The sequence below is a fragment of the Pseudohongiella nitratireducens genome (assembly GCF_001642735.1).
In the GTDB taxonomy this organism is placed as follows: Bacteria; Pseudomonadota; Gammaproteobacteria; order Pseudomonadales; family Pseudohongiellaceae; genus Pseudohongiella; species Pseudohongiella nitratireducens.
Map to the genome: position 1 here is coordinate 66,489 of NZ_LWHM01000030.1, position 22,697 is coordinate 89,185.

The following is a 22,697-nucleotide window of genomic DNA, read 5'->3' on the forward strand; positions in this document are numbered from 1 at the left end:
ACTCAGTCTGCGAATGGGTTAATTTCCCGTCTCAAGTTTTCCAGGCGTGTGGTTTTCTGTTGCAACATTTGCTGATCGCTTTCCATGTTGGCAATCACCGGCCTTAGCAAAATAATAAACTCGCTCTTCACAGTGGTTCGACGGCGCTGATCAAATGCAGCACCGATCACAGGAATGTCATTGGCTACGGGAATACCGGCTGTGTTATCAACCGCCCGCTCATAGGCCAAACCACCGAGAATGACAATACGGCCGTTGCTTGCACTGATCACACTATCCAGTTCACGAACCGATGTTCGTGCCAGCGGCACCTGTTGCCCGTCAATGGATTTGTTCTGTTCATTGACAGTAGTAATGGTCGGATGCACATGCAGGGTGATCCTGCCCTCGGAACTGATTTGCGGCGTGATGTCCATGGAAATACCGGAAAAGAACTGCTCCAGGTCATTTGCAGTGGACTCAGTAACAGAGTTACCTGTATTCACAACATTGGAACCAACGCTGGTCTGGAAATATTCCTGGTCGCCATCCTGAAATACTGCTTTCTGGTTATTCAGCACTTTCAGGCTGGGGCTGGACAACACCTGTGTCGTACCACGGGATTCCAGAATACGAAACACTGCATCAAAGTCAGTAAAGTTGGTCACGATGGTCAAAGGGTTGGATATGCCATCAACGGCAGTCCCTTCATCACCGGCACTGAACTCTCCAGTCACTTCATTATTGGTGCCACTGGCACCACCCGGGCCAAACGTGTCGAAATCGATTGCCGACTGAAAGCCCTTGTTCAGCACCACTTCCAGAAACTGCACTTGAATCGTCACTTCCCGGCTGAGGATATTTTGTGCAGTTTCAATATAATTCGCAACCTGATCCAGTTCAGCAGGGCTGGCCGTCACCATCACCAGACCAACCTGCGGTTGGACCACAACACTGCGTCCGCTTTCATCAGATACATCAGCTGAAGCTTGAGGGCCTCCGCCCATTCTCCCGCCTATGCCTCCAAGTAACCCCGAACCAAAATTATTAAAGTTCCCACCATTATTAGAACTTGATGAACTGGAACCACCCAATCCTACTATTGCCCTGAGCGTTGAAGTGATATCGGCCCAAAAGTCGGTAGTCGTTTGCGTGGTTACCTGGCCACTGCCACCACCACCACCGACTCCACCGCTCAGACCTCCCAGGCCACCGAGCCCCGAACCATTGAGACCTCCACCTAAACCACCTATACCGCCCAGACCACCTGAACCAAGGCCACCCAGACCACCCAGTCCTCCTGAACCCAGACCGCCTATACCACCACCGAGGCCACCGCCCAAACCACCACTACCACCACCTGATGAGACTGAGGCACTTGAAGAACCGGTCCGGCTGACATTCAAATAATCAATTGTGAAAATTCGCGTTTCCAGCCCCGGTGGCTGTATGCGGAAAGTGTTGCCCTGGCGCGTGACGCTATAGCCGTAGGTTTCCTCAATAGCCGTCATGACCTCTGGAATCGTTACATTGGCCATATTAATGCTGATCTGCCCTTCCACTTCCGGGTTAACGACGACACCAAACTCGGTACCGGCCACCAGACTGTTAAAGAAGGTTCTGGCTTCCTGCTGGCTGGCAGCGACGTTGAAGCGCTCTTCGACAGGTTCAAACAGACCATCATCCAGCATCATGTCCGGCATCAGCTCTTCGAGCATTTCCTCTTCAGGCGCCTCGACTTCTTCAGCCACATATTCTTCCGCGCCGGTTGCCAATACGGAAGTCATCGACTCAAGTACTTCCGTGTCCGGGGCCGTTCTTAACGCCTGACTCTGGCAGGCCACCAAACCACCAGCCAGCACCATGGCCAGCAAAGCACGCCGAGCGGATGTTTCAGTAAATTGCTTCTGCATCACGTCTGATCCTGGACTCTTAATCTGTATTTGCATTGCCGTCACCCTCACTGGCCGGTGTTCTGACCGGTGTTCTGACAGCACTACCAAATGTCGTCAGCACATATTCCTGACCCGATGCCGCCAGTACAACCTCGCCGGCCCGGATTTCCATAATTCGCATGCCTGACAGTTCATCACCTACGGTTAAGGGCTGATCATTGATAACAGCCACTGGCGAACTGCCGCCGGCACGCACAAAATTGACCGTAAAATCACTGCGGTTGGGCAGCTCTGGCAAAACATCCAAAGCCGTTGTGTTGTTACGATAAGCCGACACTGGCTGCATCGGGTCACGAAACATTTCTCCGTCAATTAAACGCTGCTCTCCCTGAGAGCGGTCTTGCGACTGACTATTGACAATAACCGGGGCCAATGCAAAACACAGCAAAACGCTGAGGGTACGTATCTTAAACACCAACAAAACCCTCCTCAGTGCTGAGTGTGTGCAACTGCAAACGGATCCTGGCGTTGGGCCAGGTCTCCTGCTCAATCGTCAACTCATCCCAGAAGAAGCTGGCAGCAAATGACTCCACTCGCCCCAGGTATTCAATCAGGCTAAGAAAATCACCCTGCAGCTCCAGCACCAGACTGTGCTGAAACACCTGTTGCCGGGTTTGATTCAGTGTCCCGCTGGCCTGGGCAGGTTCTGCCGCGTCACCCTGCCCTTCGGCCGTATCATTGGCTTCTGCGGCAGCTGATTGCTCAGCCATAGTATTACGCATGGGCATCGGCGCCAGGTTTTCCACGCGCACCAGTTCGATTCCACCTGTTTCCTGCAACATGGACGTCAACAGGCGCGTCATCGCCTGAGGCGTAACCAGGTTGCCGGCCAGCTCTGTCAGCAACCCGTCCAGGCGTTCCTGCTCTGCCATGGCGCGTTCAATACGTAAACGAACGGCCTGGTTCGGGTCATCAATAGCCGCCTGGCGAGCGACCTGTTCTCGCTGTTCCATAGAAACCAGAGAAGCGCGCGCCGTCATTAACTGGCGATTCAGCGCTGTGACTTGCGTGTTCTGTCCGGTCAATATGAACAGGTAGTACAGCCAGACCAGTACGCCGATAACCGCTGCAGTAATTATCCATTTCTCTGAAACCGGCCGAGCATTAAAGGATGTGGCGGCTTGTTGCCAACGCGACTGTAAACTCATTCTGTCTCTGTCGCCTCCAGCGTAAATTCGTAAAACTCAGCCTGACTCTCGTTGCGCGTGCTGATCAAACGATCAAAATAACGCCCTGACAATGAGCTTTGCCCACCACTCAATCGCCCCACAAAATCCGGTAACATTGCCGGTCGCTGCACCACGCCGGAGATACTCACCGAATCCGCATCACCGAAAATCTGAATCTGGTTCAGCCACATACCTTCAAAAGATGAGCGTGACAGGTCCTTCAAATGCCCGGAATAGCCAGCCAGGTTACCCAGGTTGGTATTACGCATAAAATTATAAAGCTCGCGAGCACGAACCACCTGATCTTCACGCAGCTCCATTTCCGCAACCAGCGCTTGATCGGTCGCCAAGGAAGCAACATCGCGCTCCACCTGCTCTGTAATCCGTGTCTGCTCTTGCAAAGCTGTATTGACATCCGCTATCTGGCTTTCCAGTGACTGGGCTCGAAACCACTGCACAGCACTGACCAGCAACATAACAACGACAATGCCTGCTACCGCTCTTGTTAGCCGGCTGAAATTAATCAGGTCGTTACGAGGTCGCAGTTCAGCGGTGTATAGGTTAATTTCCTGGTGGACGATATCGCTCATGCACTCGCCTCCCCATCATCAACGCGCAAGGCTGCACCGACTGCCATAATCAGGTCTCGACCTGCCTGGCCGCCGCTTCTGCCGTCATCGCCGGGCAAACCATCCAGCTCAAGTTCACTGTCGTAATCCAGCACACCCACGGGCGAAGCCAGGGCGTCAGCCAGACTGTTCATCATCGATTCGGTATCCTGGCCACGCGGGGCAATCATGATCTGACTGACCGGATTCTGGCCCATCTGGCTTTCGAAGTAATCAAGTGAGCGCTGGATCTCAAGCACAACACGGTCGCGACGCATCTCCCAGTCAGGCTCCAGCAATGCGTCAGGCCCCACCGAGGTATTGATACGGCGCGTCAGGTATAATTGGCCCTGCCGGGTGATATTCATGGTACTGCCATTTTCGCGCAAGGAAATGAACGCCAACCCGTTGGTATCATCGCCAAACTGGCGCACAACGTTGCGCAATACCATTTCCGGGATATCAATACTGTTGAGTTCCAGACCTGACATGCTGATCTGGGCTATACGCTCTTCCAGCCGGGAGCGGGCAGAGGCCACTGCATAAATCATCTGCTTGCGACCAGAAAAGGCATTATCCGGCAAGCGCATCACATCAATGATTGCATCTTCAACCGGCATATCCAGCAGGTCTTTGATTTTCCAGCGAATTGCCGAGGCCATTTCATCGTCGCCGACTTGAGGCGCTTCGACCAGATAGATGCTGTAATCATTCGGGGTTAAAACGAGATTGGCTGATGCTCCCTGCAAACCGTGCTCGGCAACAACAGAAGCCAGACGCTCAGCGACACCCACATCGCCAAGTTCTTCGTGATGACTGGCCAGCAAGGATGTTTCTTCCCGCTGGCGAACCACATGCGCCAACGACAAGCGCTGACTTGTCAGTGACAAGCCCACGGTTCCCTCAACTCGCTTTTTCCTGCCCAGCCATTGCAGCAACGTTGCGCCTCCTTGACCCTTATGATTCAGTATTCTATGCCTCAATGCATACTATTCTTCATCGGCAGACAGGCATAAATACTGACGTTTTATTCTCTGTCACTGCTGTCAACGCAGCAACTTGCTACCGGGTTTACGCCCAGTTAACAATCGCAGTAAATTATAGAGCCTAAACTATCAAAATCTATAGCAAACCCCCAGCAGCAAGGGTATATTTAGGGTCAGTTTCTTGTGATGCAGTTAACAACCTTGATTCATATCATTCTTTACCAGCCTGAAATCCCGCCCAACACCGGCAACATTATAAGACTCGCCGCCAACACCGGATGTCAGCTTCACCTGATAGAACCCCTGGGTTTTGAGATGGATACCAAGCAATTACGACGTGCGGGGCTGGACTACCATGAGTTCAGCACCACGCGGGTATGGCCTGATTGGAACGCATTCCAGCAGGCGAGAATCTGTCAGCCCGTTTACGCGTTCACGACGAAAGGCCAGAAACATTATCACCAGGCTAATTTTGCCGATGGTTGTGGATTACTGTTTGGGCCAGAAACGCGCGGACTGCCAGATGACATTCTGCGCTCACTGCCAACCGGGCAGAAATTGCGCATGCCCATGCAACCCGACAGCCGCAGCCTGAACCTTTCCAACACCGTCGCTATCGCGACTTATGAAGCGTTACGGCAACAGGAATTTCAAGGGCTGTTGTGATTGTCACTGAAACAAAAGGGAAGCAGCTTTAAGAGACACTGCAATATAAGAGGCGCTGCAAGGGGCAAAGCCTTAAAGCCTTAAAGCAATAAAGCAATAAAGCAATAAAGCAATAAAGGAAAGATTGTTAAGATTTACCGGGCCAGACAGTCTATCGGTTACGGCAGGTGCCGCAACCGATAGGCATCGGTAAAAACAGGCAAATTAGTTAGCGGCGCCTTGTGTTTGCGCCGCCGCACCGTTTTCACCATTTTGCTGCTGTTGTTTGGACTGAGCGTATACAGCGTCGAAGTTGACCGGTGCCAGCATCACAGCCGGGAAGCTGCCGCGGGTAACCAGCGCATCAACTGTCTCACGAGCATACGGAAACAGGATATTCGGACAAACGGTTGCCAGAACACGCTCCAGATCTGCTTCATTAAATCCGTCGCAAGTGAAAATACCAGCCTGCTGAACTTCACACAGGAAAGCCACGTTGTCTTCCTGCTTGGCTTCGATTGTCAGACGCAGGACCACTTCGTAAACACCTTCAGACACTTTGCTGTTGCTGGTGTTCAGGTTAAAAGAAATGCGTGGCGCCCACTGGCCACGGAACACGTCAGGCGTTTTAGGCGACTCAAAAGAGCTGTCCTTCAGGTAAATGCGTTGCAGTGCAAATGATGGCCCCTGCTGCTGACCTTCCTGCTGTGCTGCCTGTGCGTCTGTGTTCTGTGTATTTTCGTTCTCAGCCATGATCTATCCAACTCTCTGTTATCTATATCAATTGAATTAAAAAGTGTCACTGACAGCATAAACTGGCCAGTTATGATTTTTGTGTCACCGGCAGATTCTGCGCGCGCCACTCAGCCATGCCACCACGCATCCGGACAACATGCTCGAAACCCTGCTCCACCAGTGTTTTACAGGTATCTGCCGAGTGCTGCCCGATTTTGCATACCACGATGACGGGACTGGACTTGTATTTGCTCAATTCCGAGATCCGACCCGCGACTTTGGCGGCAGGAATATGGATGGCATCAACAATGTGACCACTATCAAATTCCTTTTTATCACGGACGTCCAGGATAACGCCATCCTGTCGGTTAATTAGCATTACTGCTTCTTGCGGGCCTACCGCTCGACTGCCTGTGCGCGTTCGGTGCGCAATGAGCGCCAACAGCAATATCACCCAGGTTAGTGACAAAATCCAGTGATTTGCCACGAATTCCAGAAATTGCGCCATGATTAAATTGCCCTGCATCCAGCTTTGTACTTAAGGCTGCGAAGTATACACGGGGATGAATGGCATTGGTACTGACGGAATTGGTACTTTCTCGCAACTTCCGCGATAATACGCGCAATTCCAATCGACCTTTAACCACTCTTTGGCCAAGGACGCAGCACTAACCATGACCAACACCAAGAAAACCACCATGCTACTCATTCTGGATGGCTGGGGCTATCGCGAAGATACCGACTCCAACGCCATCAGCGCAGCCAATACACCAGTGTGGGATGAGATGTGGCAGAACTGCCCGCATACACTCATCCAGACATCCGGCCAACATGTAGGCCTGCCAGACGGGCAGATGGGTAATTCGGAAGTTGGCCACATGAACCTGGGTGCCGGCCGTGTGGTTTACCAGAGCCTGACCCTGATCGACAAGCAGATTGCCGACGGTGACTTTTTTGAAAACGCTGCCCTGACCGCTGCCGCCGATAAGGCAGCCGGAACAGGCAGCGCTCTGCATATCATGGGCCTGCTATCACCTGGCGGCATCCATAGCCATGAAGACCACATCGCTGCCATGATCCAACTGGCTCAGCAACGAGGTGTAAAGACCGTCTATCTGCATGCTTTCCTGGATGGTCGCGACACACCACCTCGCAGCGCGGCCCCTTCTTTGGAGAGAGCCGACAAACAGCTACGTGAACTGGGTCTGGGCCGAATTGCCTCCATTGTGGGTCGATATTTCGCCATGGACCGCGACAAGCGCTGGGATCGTCTGCAGACCGCCTACGACCTGATTACCCAGGGGCAGGCCGGATTCACTGCGACATCAGTTAATGACGGCCTTCAGTCTGCCTACCAGCGTGATGAAGACGATGAATTTGTCAAAGCCACCAGCATCCGCGCGGACGGCGACTCAGATGCCGCCATGCAGGACGACGATGTCGTTGTATTTATGAATTTCCGCGCTGACCGCGCCAGGCAACTGGCCCAGGCATTTGTTGACCCCGCGTTTGACGGCTTTGCCCGCCAGTCAGCCCCCAAACTGCAAGACTTTGTCATGCTGACCGAGTACTCAGCCGACCTGAGCAAGTTTGCCGCCTGCGCCTATCCGCCGCAAAAGCTGGTTAACAGCCTGGGCGAATACCTGGCCAGCCAGAACCGGACCCAGCTGAGGATTGCCGAAACTGAGAAATATGCTCATGTCACCTTTTTCTTCAGCGGCGGACGCGAAGCCCCTTACGAGGGTGAAGAGCGCATACTGGTACCTTCTCCCGATGTCGCCACCTATGACCTGCAACCGGAAATGAGCGCCCCGGAAGTGACTGACAAGCTGGTTGAAGCGATCAAATCTGGCAAATACGACACTATCGTCTGCAACTATGCCAACGGCGACATGGTCGGCCATACCGGCAGCTTTGACGCCGCCGTGAAAGCCGTTGAATACCTGGACATCTGCCTGGGTCGTCTGAAAGAGGCAATCCTGGAAACAGACGGCAAAATGCTGATCACTGCCGACCACGGTAACGTCGAACAGATGACAGACCCCAAATCAGGCCAGGCACTGACCTCACACACCAATGGGCCGGTACCACTGGTATACGTTGGTAATGAAGACTGGCGCTTCGACAAAGAGGGTGCACTGTCTGATATTGCACCAACCCTGCTGACACTGATGGGCCTTAGCGTACCTGAAGAAATGTCTGGCCAGGTATTGATGTCCAAATGATCCCGCCGCGACGCCAGGCTGTCCGCGCCAGTACGGTGCAGCAACCAGTCTGGCGCGCCATTATCCGGGAATTACTGATTGGGCTCGGCACGCTTGTGCTCGCCTTGCAACCGCTGGCTTTGACACCCGGCAGCTCTGTATTCGCAGCCGAAGACCCGGCACCCCAGCAGCAACTCGCCGAGATCAATGCTGCCATAGCCGAAATTGAGCAATGGCTGTCTGGTATCCGCCAGCAACGCACCTCGGAAGAAGCTTCGCTGGCTGAGACTAAAGCCGACATTGACCAGTTGAATCAACAGATTGCCGATAACCAGCAGCAAATTGCCTCACTTGAGCAACAACAACAGAGCCTGAACCAGCAACAAGCCAGCCTGATGCGGCAAAGCGAATCGCAGCGCCAACAAATTGCGCTGGCACTGAAAGCGGTTTACCAAAGTGGTCACGACAGCATGATCAAAGTGCTGCTTAATCAGCAGGATCCGACCCGCGCCAGCCGCATGACCCACTATTTCCGCACGTTTCACAGTCAGCAGCTTGAGCAGATTGCAGCCTGGCAGGCAACGATTCAGCAACTGGAAAGCACTGCCAGTCAGCTGGCACAAAACCGCTCAGCACTGGATGCGGCCAACCAACGGCTCGCAGAACAACTGGGCGACCTGTCAGCACGGCAAACGCAGCGCCTGGAAATTATTGCCGAGCTGACCGAGCAAATGCTGGCACGGGATGATGAACTGAGCGCACTGCAAGACGACCGCGCCGAGCTGGAAGCGCTGGTTGAGGAAATTAACCGCATTATCGAAGATATTCCCTCGCCCGAAGAACTGATGCCTTTTGCCGGCCAGAAAGGGCAAATGCCCTGGCCGGTTAATGGCAACATAACTGCAAGGTTTGGTGATACCTTCGCTGGTGGTCAGATGCAACGCCAGGGCCTTATTGTCTCTGCCACTGCCGGCAGCGCGGTGCGAGCCGTGCACCCTGGTCGCATTGTTTTCGCTGACTGGTTACGAGGTTCCGGTCACTTGATTGTGATCGATCATGGCCAAGGCTATATTTCGGTCTACTCCCATCAGCAAAGTCTGAGCAAACAAAGCGGGGAGTGGGTCAACCGGGGGGAAGTCATCGGGCTTTCGGGCAACGATGCGGGCAACGGCCAACCCGGGCTGTATTTTGAAATCCGCCAGCAACGCCAGCCACTGGATCCACTCGCCTGGCTGCAAGCAATGCGCTAGACTCTCTCAGGGCCTGTTAACGCAACAGCCTTCTAGTTAGTGTTAGAGCTACAAACAACAGCTGCCTGGTACGCAGTGATACAGGAGTGAACATGAACGCCGAGCAACCCTTCCGGTTTCGCCAGATAATCCCGGCATCAGCAGATAAACTGCTGGCCAGCGCCACTTTCCTGCTCGCCTCGTTGCTGGCAGCACCGGTGTCGGCCCAACCCCTTGCTGAAGGACTGCCGCCGGAAGCCGGTGTTGCCCAGGAAGGCACCGTTGCTCTGGACACTCGTGACCCTCTCCCCATTGAAGAGGTCCGCCTGTTCGCTGAAGCACTGGAAGCGATTCGTAACGCCTATGTTAACGAAATCGATGACCGCACTCTGATCGACTACGCTGTGCGTGGCATGCTGGCCGGGCTTGACCCCCACTCCGCCTATCTGTCAGTTGATGATTACGACAACCTGCAGGAAAGTACCGAAGGCGAGTTTGGCGGGCTTGGCATCGAGATCGGCGAAGAAGACGGATACATTAAAATCATCACGCCCCTGGACGACTCCCCGGCCAGCCGGGCCGGTGTCATGCCCGGCGACTTGATCATTGAGATCAATGGCCGCCCCGTACGCGACATGATGATTAATGACGCTATCGAAATGCTGCGCGGCGAAATTGGCAGTTCGGTGGACCTGACTCTGGCTCGTGAAAGCGTCGCCGAGCCTATCGACCTGACACTGACCCGCGAAGCCATCTCTTCAGTAAGCGTACGTCACCGCATGCTGGAGCCAGGCTTTGCCTATATGCGAATCTCCCAATTCAGGGTAAATACCGGCGGTGAAGTTGTCGATGCACTGAACGAACTGGCTGAACAGAACCCGGACGGTCTTGAAGGACTGGTACTCGACTTACGTAATAATCCTGGCGGCGTTCTGATTGCATCAGTGGAAACGGCAGACGCTTTCCTGACCGAAGGTCGGGTTGTCTATACAGAAGGCCGCTTTGAAGAAACCGATGAATCATTTTATGCCACAGAGGACGATCCCAGCAGGGGTGTCCCACTGGTCGTTCTGATCAATGCAGGTACAGCGTCGGCTGCAGAGATTGTCTCGGGTGCACTTCAGGATCAAGGGCGTGCCGTAATCATGGGCACACAAAGTTTCGGTAAAGGCTCTGTGCAAACTGTCATGCCGCTTAACAATGACCGGGCCATCAAGCTGACCACTTCACGCTATTTTACCCCGGATGGCCGCTCGATCCAGGCCCAGGGTATCGCACCTGACATCGAGGTTGACGAAGGTCTTGTCACCCGGCAAACCAACCGCCGTGGCGTTTACACTGAGCGTGACCTGGAAGGCCACCTGCCAGGCACCGATGAACTGGAAGACAGCCAGATTGAGAGCCCTGAGGATATGCCAGCACCCTCGCCCCGCCCCATTACCTCATCCGAGCAGGTAGTAGTGAGTGATTACCAACTTAATGAAGCACTGACACTGCTGAAAGGGTGGAGCATCATGGATCGGGGTCGCCGCCGACAGGCGCAGTAACCGTGCCCCGGTCAAACTCATTGCATGAACGATGGCAAAGCCTCGGCGGTCACTTCCACCATTACCGCCACGCCTGGCTTGCCATCAGTCTGCTGACTCTGCTGATTATTGTTCTGGGGCAAACCGCTTCTGAAGAGGTCAACGATGTCGCGACTGCCCCACAGCAGGCTTCACCAACACCACAATCCAGCAGCACACCAGCAGCCCCGGAGCCGGTCGAGCAGGCAACTGCCTCTGCTCCACCGGTCAGTACCGACGCAATCAGCGAAACCGTGGCTGATAACGCAGGCCCTTCTTTAATTCTGATCATTGATGATATTGGCAACAATCTCGCGGCAGGGATGCGGGCCGCCGCCTTACCCGGCAAAGTCACCCTGGCGGTAATGCCCTACACACCACACGGCAGCCGCATCGCTGAGGCTGGCTACAGCACCGGGCAGGAGATAATGCTGCACATGCCCATGAGCAACCAGTCCGGCATGAACCTGGGACCGGACGGGCTGACTGCTGACCTGGATCAAAAAGAAATGACTCGCCGCCTGCGCCTGGCGCTGGCCGATGTGCCTTACATAAAAGGCATCAATAACCACACCGGCAGCGAATTGACTGAACTTGCCGAACCGATGACGTGGGTCATGCATGAAATCAGCAGTCACCCATTGTATTTCATCGATAGCATGACTACGGCAAAAAGCGTGGCATTTGATACCGCCAGGCGCTTTTCAATTCCCACATTAAAGCGCCATGTGTTTTTGGACAATGTTCGCGATGCCAGCGCAATTGACAGGCAGTTCCAGCAGGCTGTGGCCATAGCCCAACACGAGGGAATGGCAGTGGCTATCGGCCACCCTTATGAGGAAACACTGGATTATCTGGAGAAAGCTCTACCCGCCTTGAAAAAAGCGGGCGTCGAGCTTCGCTTTGCGTCGGAATTACTGAGCCGACAGTAATAAGGGCGGGTCAAAAAACAGGAGTCAAAGGAATCAGCGACCAGATCACTCAGCAGATGCCAGCAAGCGCATCTCAATACCCTGGTCAGCCATAAACTGCTTGGCTTCGGGGATACTGTATTCGCCAAAATGGAAAATACTGGCTGCCAGTACCGCGTCAGCGCCCCCTTTTACGACTCCATCTGCAAGGTGTTGCAGGTTACCCACACCACCAGATGCAATAACCGGCACATCAACCGCCTCGCTGACAGCTTTGTTAAGCTCCAGATCGAAACCGATTTTAGTACCGTCACGATCCATACTGGTCAGCAGAATTTCGCCAGCCCCGTAGTCCACCATACGGCGCACCCAGTCGATGGCATCCAGACCGGTTGGACGGCGACCACCATGGGTAAAAATCTCCCAGCGATTATCTTCGCCAGGCTGACTGACTTTTTTGGCATCCACTGCGACAACGATACACTGCGAACCAAAACGTTCTGCCGCCTCGCGAACAAACTCCGGGTTCGTCACCGCAGCGGTGTTAATGGCTACTTTATCAGCGCCAGCATTAAGCATGGTCCGGATGTCGGACAAGGTACGAATACCACCGCCAACGGTCAGCGGAATGAAGACCTGACCAGCAATGGCTTCAACGGTGTGAACCGTTGTTTCACGCTCTTCACTGGAAGCAGTGATATCCAGAAAGGTAATTTCGTCGGCACCCGCTTCACTGTAGCGCCGGGAAATTTCTACCGGATCACCCGCGTCGCGAATGTCCTCAAACTTCACGCCTTTAACCACACGGCCTTTATCACAATCCAGACAGGGGATGATGCGTTTTGCTAATGCCATTGAATCATTTCCTCGATCAGGATTTGTCGCAGTATGCCTGGGCTTCACCCAGATCCAGCGCACCTTCATAGATAGCACGACCGGTAATCGCCCCCATGATGCCGGCGCCAGTTTCCGTATCGGCTACTTTGCACAGCTGAATAATGTCTTCCATACGACTGACACCACCTGATGCAATAACCGGGATACTTGACGCTTCTGCGAGCCTGACGGTGGCCTCAATGTTGACACCCTGCATCATGCCATCGCGGGCGATATCGGTATAAATAATCGAGTCGACACCATCATCAGCAAACTGCTCTGCCAGATCGACAACATTCACTGTAGAAACTTTTGCCCAGCCGTCGGTGGCAACCCAGCCATCTTTAGCATCCAGACCCACGATCACATGACCCGGAAATGCTTTACAGGCCTCAGCAACGAAGGCCGGATTTTTGACTGCCTGGGTGCCGATAATCACATAACGTACACCTGCTTTGAGATACGCTTCGATGGTCGCCAGATCACGGATACCTCCCCCAATCTGGAGGGGTAAATCAGGATGGGCTTTAGCGATGGCTTCGACAATGGCGCCATTGACCGGCTCGCCGACGAAGGCACCATTAAGGTCGACCAGGTGCAGGCGACGAGCGCCTTTCTCTTTCCACTGTGCTGCCATCTCTTCAGGTGCATCAGAGAACACAGTTGAATCTTCCATCCGACCCTGTTTCAGCCGAACACATTGGCCATCTTTCAGATCGATAGCGGGGATTACCAGCATGTTGAAATCCTGTCAGTCACAAATTTTTTATCAGTTACCGGGTGCCATCCCAGTGCAAGAAATTATCCAGCAGCTGCAATCCCGCATGCTGGCTCTTTTCCGGGTGAAACTGGACGGCAAAAAGTGAATCCTGGCTCAGCGCGGCCGTGAATACTTCACCGTATTCAGAAGTGCCAGCGACCTGGTTCGGCTCGCCTGCCTGCACATAGTAACTATGCACAAAGTAGAAACGGGTATTATCTTCAACCTTGTGCCACAACGGGTGCGGCTGTGTCTGAGTCACCTGGTTCCAGCCCATGTGAGGCACTTTCAGGCGCTGACCATTGGCATCCAGCAAAGCCTTGCCACCGCCAAAGCGTAACACCTGTCCCGGCAGCATATTCAGGCAATCGACATTACCATTTTCTTCGCTACGCTCCATCAGCGCCTGCATGCCAACACATATAGCCAGCACCGGGCGCTTTTCTGCGACCGCCTTAGTGACAATCTCATCGACTCCCAGACGGCGGATTTCCGCCATACAGTCACGAATGGCGCCGACACCGGGAAAAATAATGCGGTCGGCATTCAGGATCTGTTCGGCATCACTGGTGACGGATACCCGGACATCGGCGCTGAGACTTTCTACCGCTTTGGCAACCGAATGCAAGTTGCCCATGCCATAGTCAATTACTGCAACATTGTTCATGTCTAACAATTCAACCTCTTGTCAGAGGCAGCCTTTCGTCGAGGGCACCACACCGGCGCTGCGTGGATCAATTTCCATGGCCATACGCAGTGCGCGACCAAAGGCCTTGAAGACAGTTTCTATCTGGTGGTGTGAATTTTTGCCACGCAGGTTATCCACATGCAGTGTCACCAACGCGTGATTGACGAACCCCTGAAAAAACTCATGAAACAGGTCAACGTCGAAGCCACCCACCGAGGCGCGGGTAAACGGCACATGGAATTCCAGGCCGGGGCGACCGGAAAAGTCGATAACCACGCGGGACAATGCTTCATCCAATGGCACATAAGCGTGCCCGTAGCGACGAATGCCCTTGCGGTCCAGTGCCTTGTTGAAAGCTTGCCCAAGCGTAATACCCAGATCTTCCACCGTATGATGCGCATCAATCTCCAGATCACCTTTGGCATCAATTTCCAGATCAATCAGACCATGACGGGCGATCTGATCAATCATGTGATCCAGAAAAGGCAGACCGGTGCTGCATTGCAGCTGGCCACTGCCATCAAGATTAACGGAAACCTTGATCTGGGTTTCCTGTGTATTACGTTCTACCGATGCTTGTCGGCTTTGTTGCGAATCTGTTGCTGTTGCCATCAACCTTTCCCGAGTCGTCAGAATTACTACTATTATACGCCTCTGCACGCTGTCGCGGCCAGCCTATCTGGTGAATGGGTACAACTCGTACTGAAGAAATGCATCGCCAACCTGCCTGTAAATATTTTCTCTCGCAGATGGTTGCTGTTAAGGTCTACCCAAAGTCTTACCGCGAACCCAATGCTGACGTTTAATACCACAAACAAGTTTTACACCATACGCCTGGCTCTGCTGGTGGGCGTTCTCGTGCCAGTCATCCTGGTAGTCGCCACCGTTGGCTCCTGGTCTCTGCGTCTGCTTGAACAGCAGGTCAACGCCCGCATGCAGCAGGATATCCAGCTAATTGCCGATGCCATTCGCCTGCCGTTGAGCTACGCCATGGAGCAGGACAGGGTTGAGTCCATCAACCAGGCGCTGAACTCAGCATTTACCATTGACGTTGTTTACGGCGCCTACGTCTATGATGAAAATGGCGAAGAAATCGCTCGCAGTGGTCGTCGTGCAGCACGTGTCGAAACTGATCAGGCCGCAACACTGGCAGCCTCGGGCAACCAGCGCGGCGAGTTCTCCCAGGCTGGCAACGAGGAAATTTTTTCTTATTTTGTCCCGCTGACCGACACCGGTGGCCGCATTACCGGCCTGCTGCAACTGACGCGTCGTGGCAGTGACTTCGAGGATTATATTGCCGAGGTACGCACTATCGCCTGGATTTCTCTGGGTGCACTTTGCCTGGTACTGGCATTTATCGTTATTGCCGGCCACCACTTTGCCCTGGGGCGGCCGTTACGACGGATGTTAGAAGGCATGGGGCAGATTCGCGGCAAAGAGCCGCAACGGCGCCTGCACGTTGCCGGGCCATCAGAGATACGAACCATCGCTGATGGCGTTAATAACATGCTCAACCGGGTCGAAAACTCTGAGAAACTGGCGACTATCGGCAGGCTGGCTGCGGGTGTTGCGCACGAACTCGGAAGTCCGCTGGCCGCACTCGATGGCAAAGCACAGCAGACTCTTCGTCATACCAGCGCAGACTCGAAAACCAGTCACAACCTGATTCAGATACGCCAGCAGGCAGCTCGTATGGAGACCATCATTCGCCAGTTGCTTGATTACGGCAGGGACAATCCGCTGCAGTGCGTCAGCCTTGATACCGAATCGCTGCTAAGACAGGCCTATGAACATACTTTATCAGAATCCAGCCACTGGCAGGAACAGCCGCCACAGGTCTATTTCGAAGGCAAAAAACACCGCATTCTGGTTGACTCACTGCGTTTCGATCAAGCCATGTGCAACCTGTTGAGAAACGCCCTGCAGGCCAGCCATGGCAAAATCGGCATCAGTTGGCGTTCGGCTCGCATATTTGACCGAACCGGGACTGAAATTGTTATTGAGGATGATGGGGACGGCGTCGCGGAGAGTGAGGCTGAACACCTGTTTGACCCTTTTTTCACCACTAAACCCATCGGCCAGGGCACCGGGCTAGGACTGGCCGTGGCCAATGCTGCAATCAAAGATCACGGGGGTTCCATCGACGTAACGGAATCAAAGTGGGGCGGCGCACGTTTTACTATTTTCTTACCCGATTCCTGACATTATGAGCCAAGACCAGAAAAACAGCAGCCCGGATCACGTTCTCATCGTTGAGGACGACATTCCGCTTCGAGAGTTGTTAGCAGAAGAGTTTACAGATGCTGGCTACCAGGTCAGCCAGGCCGGTGATGCCAGCATCGCCGCCAACATACTTAAAGACCATACGGTGCAACTGGTGGTCAGTGACCTTCGGCTGCCCGGCAATGATGGCCTGACACTTCTGAAACATATACAGCAGGCTAATACCGGGAGCGGGCTTCCGTCTCCCGGGTTCATTATGATCACAGCGTTTGGCACCATCGAACAGGCCGTGGACACACTCAAACAGGGCGCTGATGATTTTCTGACCAAGCCCATCAAACTGGATCACCTGCGCATCAGTGCAGAACGAGTCATCCAGCATCGCCGATTACAGGAAGAGCTGGCCCGCTACAAAGCCATTATCGAGGATCATCATATTTTCCACGGCATGCTGGGCAGCAGCCAGCCCATGCAGCGCCTGTTCAATACCATCAGCGCGGTGGCCCGGGCAGAAGGACCAGTGCTTATTTCTGGCGAAAGCGGTACAGGCAAGGAACTCATTGCCAGAGCCATTCATAAGGAAGGGGACCGCCGACAGTCGCCTTTTGTCGCCATCAACTGTGCCGGTATCCCACCAGAATTACTGGAAAGCGAATTATTCGGACACACTGCCAGCGCTTTTACCGGCGCCGGCAAAGCCCGACCGGGTCTTTTTGCAGAGGCCGATGGGGGCAGCCTGCTTTTGGATGAAATTGGTGAAATGCCTCTGGAGATGCAAGCCAAGCTGCTGCGAATCCTTCAGGACGGAAGAATCAGACCGGTTGGGTCTGACCAGGAAAAACAGCTGAACGTCAGAATCCTGGCCGCCACCAACCGAGACCTGGAGAATGCGGTAAAAGAAGGCACATTTCGCGAAGATCTGTATTTTCGCTTGCAGACGTTTGCTATCACAGCCCCTACCCTGCGCGACCGTGGTGATGACCTGGATATGCTCATTTCGCACTTCATTCAGCGCACTAACCTGCAACAGGGTCGCAATATTCAAGGGGTTGCGGAGTCAGCGCTGGCAGCGCTGCGCCGTTACCATTTTCCTGGCAATGTGCGCGAACTCGCCAGCGCCATTGAGCGGGCTGTGACATTCAGTCAAAGCAACGACATCACTATCCATGATTTGCCAGAGTCTTTGCACAAACCGGCCGATGCTTCACCTGACAGCACTGACCATTCCTTGATCTCTCAGTTACCTGACTTTCTGCAGTGGCAACTCCAGGATACCGAGAACCCTGAAGAGTGGCAGGCACTTCAGGACCTCGAGCTTGCCTATATTCGCTATACGCTGGACAGGTTTGCAGGCAACAAACGCCAAACTGCAGCCGCTTTAGGCATCGGACGGCGCACGCTTTATCGCAAACTGGGCATTGAATCAGAAAGCAGCGATGCCTGACTGACACAGCACAACAAACACATGTGCCAGGGTGACACACAGAAAACAATCGCAGCAAATAACATTAATCACCACAAAACAAGCACCTACAAACCTCAATCATATTGGCACAATGTTTGTAACGTTCAGGTTGTGATCATTTAACAAGGAGAACGTCATGAAAAAGTTACTCACTCTGTCCGCAGTCGTCACCGCCGCTCTTCTGGCCGGGCCTGTTAGCGCCCAGCAGCAGCCTGCAGCACCAGCGCCAGCCCAGGCTCCTCAGATGGAAATAACGCCGGAAATCAAGGATAAGTTCATCGATGCCTATGTTGATATCATGGAAATCCAGATGGACTATTCCGAGCAACTGGAGTCTGTATCAGACCAGGCAGTTGCCAATTCCATGCAACAGGAAGCACAGACCGAAATGCAGGAAGCCGTTGTTGATAATGAGTTAACCATCCAGCAATACAACCAGATTATCCAGATGGCCTCGACAGACCAGGAGCTGCAGCAGGAGCTACAAGCTGCCATTGAAGAAAACTCCTGATCCGGATTTTTCAGGTGGGCCCTGCTTCCCGGGCCCACTTACCGCTTCTTACCCGCTTCAAGAACAACCCACGCCCCCACCAGAAACATCGCTCTACTCCAGCTCCGGAGCGGTCAGACAAAGCCTACGTCACCAGCGTTATCAAGCCCCGGTAACGTTTCGCATTCACACGCATTCGTGAGACAATCCGAACTCAGGTTTCCAATCTTTCCGCCCGCACGACTGGTAATATAATCATGAGCAGATTATTGAAATTTATCATTTTTTCCATCGCCGGCCTGGTTGTTGCCCTGGCCGTTGCAGTCTATGTACTACTGGCCGTCATTGATCCAAACCGTTACCGCAGTGCCATCCAGACAGTGGTACTGACGCAGACCGGCCTCCAGGCGGAGCTGGCTGGCGAGATGAGCTGGACCTTTCGCCCCACTTTCGGGCTGGAACTGAACGATGTCCGTCTGTCGGCCCCAGAAAGTCGCCAGGAACTGGCTTCATTTTCGTCAGTCGCGCTGAACATCAACCCGGCTGGTTTGTTCAGCGGCCAGCTAAATATCGAAGAGTTCAGCGCCGCAGACCTTCATGTTAACTGGTTCATTGACAACCAGGGCAACAGCAACTGGCCAATGCCGACACCAGCAGAAACTCAGCCAGAACCTGCCTCGGAAGATAGCGGCGACACTTCTGTCGACCTGAACATCAACCGCTTCGGCATCAGCAATGCCAGCATTGATTACCGCAATGCCGCAACCAGCCAGAATTTCAGCTTGCGCAACATTGACCTGCAAAGCCGCAACAGCAACTTCACAGGACAGGCATTCCCACTCAATGCCACTGTTCGGATGATCAACGAAGATACCAGTCGCGAAATCGCGGTTGAGCTCGATATGAACACCCAACTGGATCTGGCAGCGGGTACGCTGTCAATCGAGGATATGACGCTAGCCCTCAGCCCATTGCGCCTCACAGGCGAACTCCATCTGACCGGGCTGAATGGTGATAATCTGCGCTGGCGAACGCAACTGGCCAGCAATACTTTTAACATGAGTTATTTGCTGGAGAACTTTGTTGCCATGGACCAGGATGCCATGCCAGCTCCCGACGCCCAACAGATCTCGATTCAGGACTTCCGCGCTGAGGGGGACAATGGCGGTGCCACCGTAACATCGGCCAACCTGCTCGTGAATGGCGCCCCTGTAGGCGGACGCGCCGATGTTCTGTTTGCGACCGGTGACCGCCCGATGATGATCGGGTACAGCCTGCAGGGCGGCAACCTGAGTCTGGACGACTGGCTGGCCAGCAGCTCAGAAACTGACGATGCCCCGCCGGTTCCGGCAGAAGAAGCTGAACTGCCCTTTGACCTCATCACTGATATCAATTTCCGCGGTGAGCACCAGTTTGACAGCCTGACAGCAGCAGGCTTCACCCTCTCCCCGCTGCAGTTCACCCTGCTTGGCCGTGATGGTCTCATGCAACTGGAGACTCAGGAAGTCGGCTTCTACGATGGCAGCATTGCTCTCCAGGGTCAGATCAATGCCAATCAGCAACCGCCTCAAATCGAACTGAACACCGAGATGAGCGACGTCAGTGCGACGACCATGGCACGTGACTTTCCTCAACTCAGCTTTTTCACCGGCCGCTTCAACCTGACCGGCAATCACACCCTGGCCGGTGCTACGACCACGGACCTGATCAATTCTATCGATGGCGCCACGCAACTGCAGGTCGAGGACAGTTCCGTGGACATCACCATGATCAAAGAAGTGTTCACGGCTATTTCAGTACTTAACCCGGAAGGCAACATTGCCGCCCAGTGGCCAGATGTAGTGCGCTTTACTGATGCTGAACTGTTGCTGATGTTCAACGATGGCCTGGCCGCCAACCAGGAGGTCAGCCTTCGCCTGGATAACCTGGACATCAATGGCAGCGGCGGACTTAACCTGACAGAAGGTGCGTTTGATTACCGCATGAACGTGACCATGCTGGGTGAACCTGCCACGCAAAGCATTCCGGTTCAGGAAAAATACCAGAATATTGCCTGGCCGGTTCGCTGCGAAGCCGAGTTTACTGATGCTGCCTTGCAGTACTGTCGCCCGGATTTGCAGGAGGTACGTGATGTGTTTGCCGATATGGCACGAAACGCCATCGAAGAACGCGCCACTGAAGCCGTTACGGAACAGGTAGACCGTCTGCGTAACCGCATTCAGGACTTCTTTCAGCAAGACTAGCCCTGGGGATGAAGCATTATCAAACCCCGTTAACCCAGGCCGGCGAATCGGCCCCCGCGCCGGCAGACACCCTGACAACTGCCGGAGCATCGCTGGTGAATGCTGATGCTGTACTGCGCTGGTTCGATCGGCACGGTCGCCACGACCTGCCCTGGCAGCACGATCGCACGCCTTACCGTGTCTGGGTGTCTGAAATCATGCTACAGCAGACTCAGGTCGCCACCGTTATCGATTACTACAACCGGTTTATGGCCCGCTTCCCCGATGTACAGACACTGGCAGCTGCCGGTATTGATGAAGTCCTGCACCTTTGGACCGGGCTCGGCTACTATGCCCGCGCCAGAAACCTGCACCGCTGCGCGCAAACGGTTGCTGGGTCGTTTCAAGGCCACTTTCCGGACACGCTGGAAGGACTGGAAGCACTGCCCGGCATTGGTCGCTCCACTGCAGGTGCCATCCTGTCTTTGGGCTCAGGCAAGTATGGCGTCATCCTTGATGGTAACGTAAAGCGTGTGCTCTGCCGGGTTCATGCGATTGATGCCTGGCCAGGCAAGACGAGCACGCTGAAAAAGCTCTGGCAGATCGCTGAACAAGCCACGCCGAACAAACGCGTCGCTGCTTACAACCAGGCTATGATGGATCTGGGAGCGACTGTCTGCCGGCGCGGCAAACCGGACTGCGCCAGATGCCCGCTCAACGACATTTGCCAGGGGTTGCACCTGGGTATTGCTGACAAGCTGCCCGTCAGCAAACCCAAAAAAGCGCTGCCCCGACGTCAGACCTGCATGCTGATTTTCCAGACCCGCGATCAGGTGCTTATGTACCGGCGTCCGGCCAGCGGTATTTGGGGCGGCCTGTGGAGCTTCCCGGAAATCCCACTGGCTGACGCAAACGACAAGCCCGCCAGCAAAACAGACGTCAGTAAGCATTTACCAACCAGTAATGCATGGAAAGATATGGTGATTGACGATATCGTCGAGCATACTTTCAGCCATTTTCATCTGCGTATCTATCCCGCCGTGTACCAGGGAAAGGACAAACTTCAACTCCCTGCCACTGTAGCGGAGTTGACCGGTAACGAAGAGTTACGCTGGGTTGATGTCGCACAAGTCCTGGCCCAAACCAGTACAATACAGAGATCAGAGCCGCAGATATCAGAACCACCTGGACCAGCAGATAGTGGCGACTCAAATCTGGGCCTGGCTGCCCCGGTCAAAAAACTGCTGGAACGAATCGCGTCGGCATCACCGTAATGGCCTGATGCGCTATACTGAACACAAGCTCAACTGGAGATGTTATGTCCCGCACCGTATTCTGCAAAAAGTACCAACAAGACCTGCCCGGTCTGCCCATGCCTCCTTATCCCGGCGCCAAAGGACAGGAAATCTATAACAACGTCTCGCTGAAAGCCTGGCAGGAATGGCAAAAACAACAGGTCATGCTGATCAACGAAAAACAGCTGAACATGGCCTCCGCTGATGACCGCCAGTATCTGCAGGAACAGATGGACCGCTTCATGAACAACGAATCACACGACAAGGCCAGCGGATACGTCGCCCCTGACTCGGAATAAGCACAAAAAATGCGCAACAATTGCCTGCCCGCACTTGACTCAAAGCGCAGCAACAGGTTTAATACGCGCCTTGTCGGCTTCACGCCACAAAATACAGATTTGCCCGGATAGCTCAGTCGGTAGAGCAGAGGATTGAAAATCCTCGTGTCGGTGGTTCGATTCCGCCTCCGGGCACCAGATACATAAAAGCCTCGCACTAGCGGGGCTTTTTTGTGTCTGGAGTTCGGTGGCCGGATGAGAATCACCGACCTGGTTCGAAACATTGCGCCAGCAATGTAAAACGAGCGCGCCAGCGCGAAGCCCGCAGGGGACAAACAGCCCTAAGCTGTTTGGATTATTCCGCCTCCGGGCACCAGATACATAAAAGCCTCGCACTAGCGGGGCTTTTTTGTG

22 protein-coding genes and 1 tRNA gene are annotated in these 22,697 nt (G+C 54.0%); 12 read left to right on the top strand and 11 right to left on the bottom strand.

Annotated elements, in window-relative coordinates:
* Positions 1-2: 2 nt before the first annotated feature.
* From PSCS_RS10415 to PSCS_RS10435, 5 genes are read right to left on the bottom strand one after another with little or no spacing between them, the layout of a single operon-like run.
* A complete protein-coding gene (locus PSCS_RS10415; RefSeq protein WP_068812047.1) occupies positions 3-1,892 on the bottom strand; it encodes a type II secretion system protein GspD in 1,890 nt (629 codons plus the stop codon).
* 19 nt (positions 1,893-1,911) lie between these two features.
* Positions 1,912-2,349, bottom strand: a complete 438-nt coding sequence (locus tag PSCS_RS10420) for a hypothetical protein (protein ID WP_157885693.1) — start codon at positions 2,347-2,349, stop codon at positions 1,912-1,914.
* Entirely contained in the window at positions 2,342-3,082 is a 741-nt protein-coding gene (locus PSCS_RS10425; protein WP_068812049.1) for a hypothetical protein, read from the bottom strand. The genes PSCS_RS10420 and PSCS_RS10425 overlap by 8 nt, the downstream gene beginning before the upstream one ends.
* Positions 3,079-3,693, bottom strand: a complete 615-nt coding sequence (locus PSCS_RS10430) for a hypothetical protein (protein ID WP_068812050.1) — start codon at positions 3,691-3,693, stop codon at positions 3,079-3,081. The genes PSCS_RS10425 and PSCS_RS10430 overlap by 4 nt, the downstream gene beginning before the upstream one ends.
* Positions 3,690-4,649, bottom strand: coding sequence for a type IV pilus biogenesis protein PilM (locus tag PSCS_RS10435; protein ID WP_068812051.1), 960 nt, complete (start codon positions 4,647-4,649; stop codon positions 3,690-3,692). The genes PSCS_RS10430 and PSCS_RS10435 overlap by 4 nt, the downstream gene beginning before the upstream one ends.
* Positions 4,650-4,898: 249 nt before the next feature.
* Here PSCS_RS10435 and PSCS_RS10440 point away from each other — a divergent pair, with 249 nt between their 5' ends.
* Positions 4,899-5,363, top strand: a complete 465-nt coding sequence (locus PSCS_RS10440; RefSeq protein ID WP_068812068.1) for a tRNA (cytidine(34)-2'-O)-methyltransferase — start codon at positions 4,899-4,901, stop codon at positions 5,361-5,363.
* Positions 5,364-5,567: 204 nt separating this feature from the next.
* On the opposite strand, the gene secB is transcribed toward PSCS_RS10440, so the two are convergent.
* Positions 5,568-6,095, bottom strand: coding sequence for a protein-export chaperone SecB (gene secB / locus PSCS_RS10445; protein WP_068812052.1), 528 nt, complete (start codon positions 6,093-6,095; stop codon positions 5,568-5,570).
* 70 nt (positions 6,096-6,165) lie between these two features.
* Complete coding sequence (locus PSCS_RS10450; protein WP_068812069.1) at positions 6,166-6,585, bottom strand: rhodanese-like domain-containing protein; 420 nt, start codon at positions 6,583-6,585, stop codon at positions 6,166-6,168.
* A 166-nt stretch (positions 6,586-6,751) separates the two neighbouring features.
* Between PSCS_RS10450 and gpmI the strand changes: the two genes are divergently transcribed.
* The 4 genes from gpmI to PSCS_RS10470 all read left to right on the top strand — a co-directional run bounded on the left by gpmI (position 6,752) and on the right by PSCS_RS10470 (position 12,007).
* Positions 6,752-8,302 (top strand): 2,3-bisphosphoglycerate-independent phosphoglycerate mutase, encoded by a 1,551-nt coding sequence (gpmI, locus tag PSCS_RS10455; protein WP_068812053.1) that lies wholly within the window; start codon positions 6,752-6,754, stop codon positions 8,300-8,302.
* The gene (locus PSCS_RS10460) at positions 8,299-9,531 is read left to right on the top strand and encodes a murein hydrolase activator EnvC family protein (protein ID WP_068812054.1); all 1,233 of its coding nucleotides are present in this window, start codon (positions 8,299-8,301) and stop codon (positions 9,529-9,531) included. Before gpmI ends, PSCS_RS10460 begins: the two co-directional genes overlap by 4 nt.
* Positions 9,532-9,623: 92 nt before the next feature.
* A complete protein-coding gene (locus PSCS_RS10465) occupies positions 9,624-11,057 on the top strand; it encodes a S41 family peptidase (RefSeq protein WP_068812055.1) in 1,434 nt (477 codons plus the stop codon).
* A 2-nt stretch (positions 11,058-11,059) separates the two neighbouring features.
* Positions 11,060-12,007, top strand: coding sequence for a divergent polysaccharide deacetylase family protein (locus tag PSCS_RS10470; RefSeq protein WP_068812056.1), 948 nt, complete (start codon positions 11,060-11,062; stop codon positions 12,005-12,007).
* A gap of 45 nt (positions 12,008-12,052) precedes the next feature.
* On the opposite strand, the gene hisF is transcribed toward PSCS_RS10470, so the two are convergent.
* From hisF to hisB, 4 genes are read right to left on the bottom strand one after another with little or no spacing between them, the layout of a single operon-like run.
* On the bottom strand, positions 12,053-12,841 hold the full coding sequence (gene hisF, locus PSCS_RS10475; RefSeq protein ID WP_068812057.1) for an imidazole glycerol phosphate synthase subunit HisF: 789 nt from the start codon (positions 12,839-12,841) through the stop codon (positions 12,053-12,055).
* A gap of 16 nt (positions 12,842-12,857) precedes the next feature.
* A complete protein-coding gene (gene hisA, locus PSCS_RS10480; RefSeq protein ID WP_068812058.1) occupies positions 12,858-13,601 on the bottom strand; it encodes a 1-(5-phosphoribosyl)-5-[(5-phosphoribosylamino)methylideneamino]imidazole-4-carboxamide isomerase in 744 nt (247 codons plus the stop codon).
* Positions 13,602-13,635: 34 nt separating this feature from the next.
* The gene (hisH, locus tag PSCS_RS10485; RefSeq protein ID WP_068812059.1) at positions 13,636-14,289 is read right to left on the bottom strand and encodes an imidazole glycerol phosphate synthase subunit HisH; all 654 of its coding nucleotides are present in this window, start codon (positions 14,287-14,289) and stop codon (positions 13,636-13,638) included.
* A 21-nt stretch (positions 14,290-14,310) separates the two neighbouring features.
* Positions 14,311-14,922, bottom strand: coding sequence for an imidazoleglycerol-phosphate dehydratase HisB (gene hisB / locus PSCS_RS10490; RefSeq protein WP_068812060.1), 612 nt, complete (start codon positions 14,920-14,922; stop codon positions 14,311-14,313).
* Positions 14,923-15,102: 180 nt separating this feature from the next.
* On the opposite strand from hisB, the gene PSCS_RS10495 reads away from it, so the two are divergent.
* The 7 genes from PSCS_RS10495 (at position 15,103) to PSCS_RS10525 (ending at position 22,481) form a co-directional block, all read left to right on the top strand.
* Positions 15,103-16,512 carry a sensor histidine kinase gene (locus tag PSCS_RS10495; RefSeq protein ID WP_068812061.1) on the top strand — a complete coding sequence of 470 codons (1,410 nt, stop codon included), beginning with the start codon at positions 15,103-15,105 and terminating at the stop codon, positions 16,510-16,512.
* 4 nt (positions 16,513-16,516) lie between these two features.
* On the top strand, positions 16,517-17,977 hold the full coding sequence (locus PSCS_RS10500) for a sigma-54-dependent transcriptional regulator (RefSeq protein WP_068812062.1): 1,461 nt from the start codon (positions 16,517-16,519) through the stop codon (positions 17,975-17,977).
* Between the two features lie 157 nt (positions 17,978-18,134).
* Entirely contained in the window at positions 18,135-18,509 is a 375-nt protein-coding gene (locus tag PSCS_RS10505) for a DUF4168 domain-containing protein (RefSeq protein ID WP_068812063.1), read from the top strand.
* 236 nt (positions 18,510-18,745) lie between these two features.
* Positions 18,746-20,731 carry an AsmA family protein gene (locus PSCS_RS10510; protein ID WP_068812064.1) on the top strand — a complete coding sequence of 662 codons (1,986 nt, stop codon included), beginning with the start codon at positions 18,746-18,748 and terminating at the stop codon, positions 20,729-20,731.
* An 8-nt stretch (positions 20,732-20,739) separates the two neighbouring features.
* Positions 20,740-21,984, top strand: a complete 1,245-nt coding sequence (gene mutY, locus PSCS_RS10515) for an A/G-specific adenine glycosylase (RefSeq protein WP_082866552.1) — start codon at positions 20,740-20,742, stop codon at positions 21,982-21,984.
* 44 nt (positions 21,985-22,028) lie between these two features.
* The gene (locus PSCS_RS10520; RefSeq protein ID WP_068812065.1) at positions 22,029-22,304 is read left to right on the top strand and encodes an oxidative damage protection protein; all 276 of its coding nucleotides are present in this window, start codon (positions 22,029-22,031) and stop codon (positions 22,302-22,304) included.
* Between the two features lie 101 nt (positions 22,305-22,405).
* Positions 22,406-22,481: transfer RNA gene (locus PSCS_RS10525), tRNA-Phe, on the top strand.
* Positions 22,482-22,697 lie beyond the last annotated feature (216 nt).